This window comes from Bradyrhizobium sp. (assembly GCF_027451485.1).
GTDB lineage: Bacteria > Pseudomonadota > Alphaproteobacteria > Rhizobiales > Xanthobacteraceae > Bradyrhizobium.
The window spans coordinates 1-4915 of the sequence record NZ_DAIDJE010000147.1; the positions used below are offsets into that span (position 1 = coordinate 1).

The following is a 4915-nucleotide window of genomic DNA, read 5'->3' on the forward strand; positions in this document are numbered from 1 at the left end:
TACCGCAGCCACTGTCCTTGTCTCCATTACAAAGAAAGTCACGGGCAGAATGCTGTGGATTGTGATGGCTCAGCAACGACCTGATTCGGCCTTCGCATCAAGCCCGCAAGAATGCGGATGGCGCCGGGACGCGATGGTTGAACAGGCGCCGGATGCGCGCCGTCGCACGCATCCTCGTGCATCACCAATCACACATCGAGTTGGAAGGAACCATTTTCGCAAGCACCGGCAGCAGCTCGGGATGGCTACGATCCTCGCACTTGCTGCCGAAGGGACGATCGAGCCTGTCATCGCGAATGCCCTTCCGCTTTCCGCGGCAAGAAGGCGCGCGCTCGAACTGATCGCCGGCGGAAGCGTCGCGGGGAAGATCGTGCTGCGCTGCGATCAGGCCCATCCTCTCCGAAAGTCTAGCGGCGTGGCGGTGAGGCGCGCGGAACGGAGAATGCAGCTCGACTGTTGGTTCCGGTACCGCTCCGGCGATTTTCGCCAGGCAGGATCAACCAGGGAGGCAAAGATGTTGCGAAAGTGGCGCTCCGAGTCAGTCCTTGATCTCTACAATCTGTTGCTGGCTGTAATCCTGTTTGGGGCGCCGGCCTTCCTGGTGCATGCCACCCGCACGGCCGATCTCGACCTGGGGCTCACGGGTGCGGCGATCATCGTCCTGTCGATCGCGGCCATGATTGCATTCTCGATCTGGGAAGAATGGGTCAACACGGCGCTCGGCCTCTGGCTCGTCGTCTCGCCCTGGGTTCTCGGCTTTGCCCATACTCGCGCGATGCATTTCGCGATCGGTATCGGAATTGCGATCACCTTCCTCGCCGCGCTTGATCTTTGGCTGCGCTACGAGGCCGCCGAACAGGACGCGATTTCATCTGCGGAAGCGCAGAAGCGCTGAGTGTCGCTTAGCCTCGGCTGTTCAGGCCCGGCAGGGGCCGCGCCCACCGGTTTGCTTAAAGGAACTCTGCCTTCCTGCAAAATGTGTTTCCGCGCCGGCGGATACGCCGCAAGCGAGGCCTCCGGCCGGCGACGCCATCACCGTTGGGCGACCGCACACCATCCCGTCAAGGCTGACGGGTCGGCAAAGCCGGTCTATGTCTGGGAAACTACTCGGCCGCGGCCTGGACGGTGGGCTGAGGGTGGAAAATGCCGGCGCCCGACACCTGGGAGGCAATCAAAAAGGCCGCAACGATGGCCGGCACGCTGATAAGTCTGAGGAATTGATCCACGGAAAGCATGCTCGACGTCCCCCAAAAGCTTGCATTTGAACCCCGCCCGGCGCGCCCACGCCCCGGGGGAACTCAGAACCGAACTGCCGCCGCCGGCTTTTCCTGGCTCGTCAGGATCTGATCGGAGATCACGGCTCCGGAGATCGTGAGCAGCGCCAACAGGGCTATGACCGTAATGGTTTGCATTTGGTTAAAATTGCGTCGGATTGTGGCCGAAAATGTCAGAGTTTCGCTCGTTTTCAGGACAATGACGCGAAATGATCGTGGCTGCCGGGAGGGCTCTCGCGTCCCTGCCCACGGCCCTTGCGCCCGCCCTCACCCCGCGCCATGGGCGGCAAAGATCTGCGAAAGGCCGATGACGATTTCGAGCGCGATCAGGACCACGACGATGATCTCGAGCCGCAGCGAGCGTCGCGTGTCGATGATGTCGGCGAGCGTATCGGCGGTCTCGGCGACCACTTCGAGCTTGCGGTTGAGCGTCTCGACCCGTGCGGTCAGTTCGTATTCGTCTTCGAGGCGCGCATAAAGCCGCTCCAGATCCGGGCGGTCCCAGAGCGCATCCGGCTTGTCGGCGATCGCGACGCGTCCGGAGACGTTGTGCTGCACCAGAAGCGCCTCGCCGATCAGCTTCAGGATGCCGCGGCGGTTGCGGAAAAACTTTCCAGCAGCCGCGAGCTCCCGCACAAAGGGCTCGATGGTCTCAAACACCTTGGCGACCAACCGCTCGTCATGGGCGAGCACGACGCTTTTCGCCAGCACGTCCGAGACGACGAGCAGCCGCGCCATCGACATGTCGCGGACGTGAACCGGACCGCCGGAAGCCACCTGGTCGCCGCTCTCGCCCAGCAGTTCGACGGTCGCGGTCTCCTCCTCCGGCGGCGTCAGCCTGCCGCCGATCCGCGGCAGCAGCCGGTCGAGAAAGCCGGCCTCCTCCTCCACGCTCATATTGAAGAAAACCGCGACACCATAGCGGAAGATCACCGCGATGCCGTCCTGCCCGGTGCGCAATGCCAGCGGCACCGCCGAGAGCGCATCCTTCTCGAAACCTGCGGTGTTGATGCGGTCGCCGAGATTCAGGGCGTGGGCCGTGACGCGGGTGAGCTGGGGGTGGCTGCGGAAGGCATAATCTTTCATGTTCCGGAAAGGCCTCAAACAATCGCTTGAAAAAACATACAATGATCGCGAGAGCCTACCAGCACGGCAGGTGCGCGTCAGCCGCGAGATATGACGTGCAGTTCAACCAGCGCGATGCGCTCGCGAGCATCCGAGGTCACTATCGCCGTCGCCAGAGCATCGCCGCATGGCAGGCCGGCGGGTCAGCTTCACCCGCTTTGGTTACGAAGTAAACATGGAACGCGTGATTTCCTGCAAACCTGCGCGCGATCACGCGGATGGACCCATGTCCGCGGCGCGTACCTGTGCCGGCGCGGCAACAGCGCGGCGCAGCCACGCGGGAACCGTGATTTTCGACTCTAATCCTTCATCGATCACGGATATATTCAGCAACATCCGGGGCAGGACTGATTTCATCCCGATCCATTATTTTTACCCGGCAGGCCGCTGGCATTAGCCAGCGGCCTTTCGATTCCTGCAACTCGCAATTCAGCGAAGCAGGAACGTCAAACACGCGGCACTAGGGCCCACTTTCGGAAGTTCGTGTTACACCTCAGCACCCACTTTCACGAACATCGATCTGAAGTCCCTGATCGAATTCGCCGCCTGTGGTGCAGGGACTTCAGATCGGCGGTCCTAAGGCGCAGCGCCTCTCGCGCTTGCAAAGCCGTAGATCAGCGCCAGCCGATCGAGGCATTCCTGAAAGCGCCTGGCGAAATAGTCCTTCCAGCGCTGGCCGCGCAAGCCGCGCCGCTGCCCGACCTGCTCCATGGTCAGCCCGAGCACCAGCACCTCATGCACCAGCACGATGCCGTCCGCGCCGAGTTCGCGCTCGATGCGGTTGAGCCGCAGCACCGCCCGACGCTGCCGCTCGGTGATCGGCTCGCGCGCCTGTCCGCCATCGACATATTCACGCGAGGGGTCGACCGCACGCGGGCCGCGCTCGGCCTTCTCTTAGTCGTCCTGAAACGCGCGTCCGGCGCGATACTGCGCCTCGTCGATGTGATGGTGGCTGTGCAATCTCCCCAGAGGATCGTTGCGGATCGAGCGCAGCGCGACGATCTTCTCGCCGGGCTCCAGCGCCAGGGGATCGTCGATCTCGACCGAGGCGACCTCGGCATTGAGCGGCAGATCCTGTGCCCGGCGATCGTGAGCGGGAGCGGCATGGCTTGGCTTGGAGCGTTTGGCGCGAGGCATCGGTTTTCAAAACTCCCCTTGAAGATATCGATGATCGAGGACGTAAGAGAGGTTTGGCGTGTAAGAGGCTCAGACCTGACTTTGCCAACCTCGCGAAGCTTCACCCGCTCATCTCGCCTTTCGCGCCATCAGAGCCGCAAGTTCGGCGCTGACCGGAATCGTTTTGCCGTCCGTGGCGGCAGGCGCAGTACCGGGGTTTGCCGGCGTCGTCTGGCCAGGTTGCATAGAAAGACTCTTGTGTGAGTATGAGTGTGAGTGGTCGACGCTTGCCTGGGCTTTGCTCAAGCAAATCGAAGCAAATGCTTGCGGCAATGAGCGTCCATTCGCGGCATTTTCGAGCTTCATCCGGGACAGCCCCGAACCGAGGCCTCCCTTTTGTCCCGCACTCGCGCGCTTTTCGGAGACACGCTGCATCCGCGCCAGCTCGGCATCGATCCGCTTGTGCTTCCAGCCCGAGTGAAAGAATTGCTGCAGGACCGGGCGGTAATCGGTCCAGGTCCGCAGCGGCAGCTTCGTGATTTTCGCGAGCTGACGGTCGTCATCGGGCAGTTCGCCCTTGCGCCAGTAGTGCATCATGAGAAGCAGATAGGCGCCATGCTGCGCCGTGGTCAGGTGACCCGTGTCGCCAAGATAGTCGCCGACATAAAGCGGCATCCACGGTCGCTTCATCCGGCGCGACCGCCCCTGGTTGCGGTTTGAATGGCGAGCAAATGCATGAGTTCGGCCGCGCGCGTCGAACGGTCGGACTCGCGCCGCAGCAGCGCGGCAAGATGCGCGATGCGAAGCCGCACCGGCAACGGCTCTAGCTTCTCGAGCATGGCATCGGCCCTTGTCGTCACGCCGCCTCCACGAGCCGCAGCGGCGTGCTCGCAGGCCCGCGCTTTTCGTCTGCTTCCGGCAGGGTGGTCAGATGAGAATGCGAAGTGCAATAGCTCGAACCGGCGCGGCGCGGATGGCCGCAAAACGTGATCGGCTCTCCTTCCACATCGCCGCCGTAGGGATAGCGGCAGTCATTTACCTCCAGATCAATCAGCGAAAGATGTCTCGGCGTGATTGCCACGCAACGAAGCTGAAGCACCGCGGCACGTTCCAGCGTGGTGAGTTTGGGCGACCTGAAGAGGATGCAGGCGCGCTTTTCGACGATCTTCCGCGCATCCGGCCGCTTCGGCGCGGCGAATACGCCCTGCGCGCCCGCCGCTTGCGGGTTCGAGAGACCGAGCCGGCGGGCGCGGCCGATCGCTGCATTGCGGGTATAGGCGGTGCCGAAGCGCTCGTTCAGCGCGCGGGCGATCTCCGAAAACGCGAGTCCTTTTTCGATCAGTTCGCGCAGCGCAAGCGAATGCGCCTCCTCCCATGTGGATTGCATTCCCGATGTTCAC

6 protein-coding genes and 2 pseudogenes are annotated in these 4915 nt (G+C 62.7%); 3 read left to right on the forward strand and 5 right to left on the reverse strand.

The genetic code is table 11. The features are described 5' to 3' along the window. Positions 1-133: 133 nt before the first annotated feature. Both NEZ08_RS25825 and NEZ08_RS18310 read left to right on the forward strand, forming a co-directional pair. Positions 134-364, forward strand: a pseudogene (locus NEZ08_RS25825) (hypothetical protein); the annotation flags it as partial. 150 nt (positions 365-514) lie between these two features. Beyond that, on the forward strand, positions 515-895 hold the full coding sequence (locus NEZ08_RS18310; protein ID WP_298109861.1) for an SPW repeat protein: 381 nt from the start codon (positions 515-517) through the stop codon (positions 893-895). Positions 896-1541: 646 nt separating this feature from the next. On the opposite strand, the gene NEZ08_RS18315 is transcribed toward NEZ08_RS18310, so the two are convergent. After that, on the reverse strand, positions 1542-2360 hold the full coding sequence (locus NEZ08_RS18315; protein WP_298109864.1) for an RMD1 family protein: 819 nt from the start codon (positions 2358-2360) through the stop codon (positions 1542-1544). Positions 2361-2526: 166 nt separating this feature from the next. On the opposite strand from NEZ08_RS18315, the gene NEZ08_RS18320 reads away from it, so the two are divergent. Continuing rightward, positions 2527-2796, forward strand: a complete 270-nt coding sequence (locus NEZ08_RS18320; protein WP_298109866.1) for a hypothetical protein — start codon at positions 2527-2529, stop codon at positions 2794-2796. A gap of 179 nt (positions 2797-2975) precedes the next feature. Here NEZ08_RS18320 and NEZ08_RS18325 read toward each other — a convergent pair. The 4 genes and pseudogenes from NEZ08_RS18325 to NEZ08_RS18340 form a co-directional block, all read right to left on the reverse strand. After that, a pseudogene (locus NEZ08_RS18325) lies at positions 2976-3536 on the reverse strand (hypothetical protein). 108 nt (positions 3537-3644) lie between these two features. Continuing rightward, entirely contained in the window at positions 3645-4205 is a 561-nt protein-coding gene (locus NEZ08_RS18330) for a DUF1376 domain-containing protein (protein WP_298109868.1), read from the reverse strand. Continuing rightward, complete coding sequence (locus NEZ08_RS18335; protein ID WP_298109871.1) at positions 4202-4375, reverse strand: hypothetical protein; 174 nt, start codon at positions 4373-4375, stop codon at positions 4202-4204. The genes NEZ08_RS18330 and NEZ08_RS18335 overlap by 4 nt, the downstream gene beginning before the upstream one ends. After that, on the reverse strand, positions 4372-4902 hold the full coding sequence (locus tag NEZ08_RS18340) for a GcrA family cell cycle regulator (RefSeq protein ID WP_298109873.1): 531 nt from the start codon (positions 4900-4902) through the stop codon (positions 4372-4374). The genes NEZ08_RS18335 and NEZ08_RS18340 overlap by 4 nt, the downstream gene beginning before the upstream one ends. Between the last annotated feature and the right edge of the window lie 13 nt (positions 4903-4915).

Excerpts from the sequence above, each read along its gene's own strand:
- NEZ08_RS18310 (WP_298109861.1), top strand. The coding sequence starts at position 515 with ATGTTGCGAAAGTGGCGCTCCGAGTCAGTCCTTGATCTCTACAATCTG.
- NEZ08_RS18315 (WP_298109864.1), bottom strand. The coding sequence starts at position 2,360 with ATGAAAGATTATGCCTTCCGCAGCCACCCCCAGCTCACCCGCGTCACG.
- NEZ08_RS18320 (WP_298109866.1), top strand. The coding sequence starts at position 2,527 with ATGGCAGGCCGGCGGGTCAGCTTCACCCGCTTTGGTTACGAAGTAAAC.
- NEZ08_RS18330 (WP_298109868.1), bottom strand. The coding sequence starts at position 4,205 with ATGAAGCGACCGTGGATGCCGCTTTATGTCGGCGACTATCTTGGCGAC.
- NEZ08_RS18340 (WP_298109873.1), bottom strand. The coding sequence starts at position 4,902 with ATGCAATCCACATGGGAGGAGGCGCATTCGCTTGCGCTGCGCGAACTG.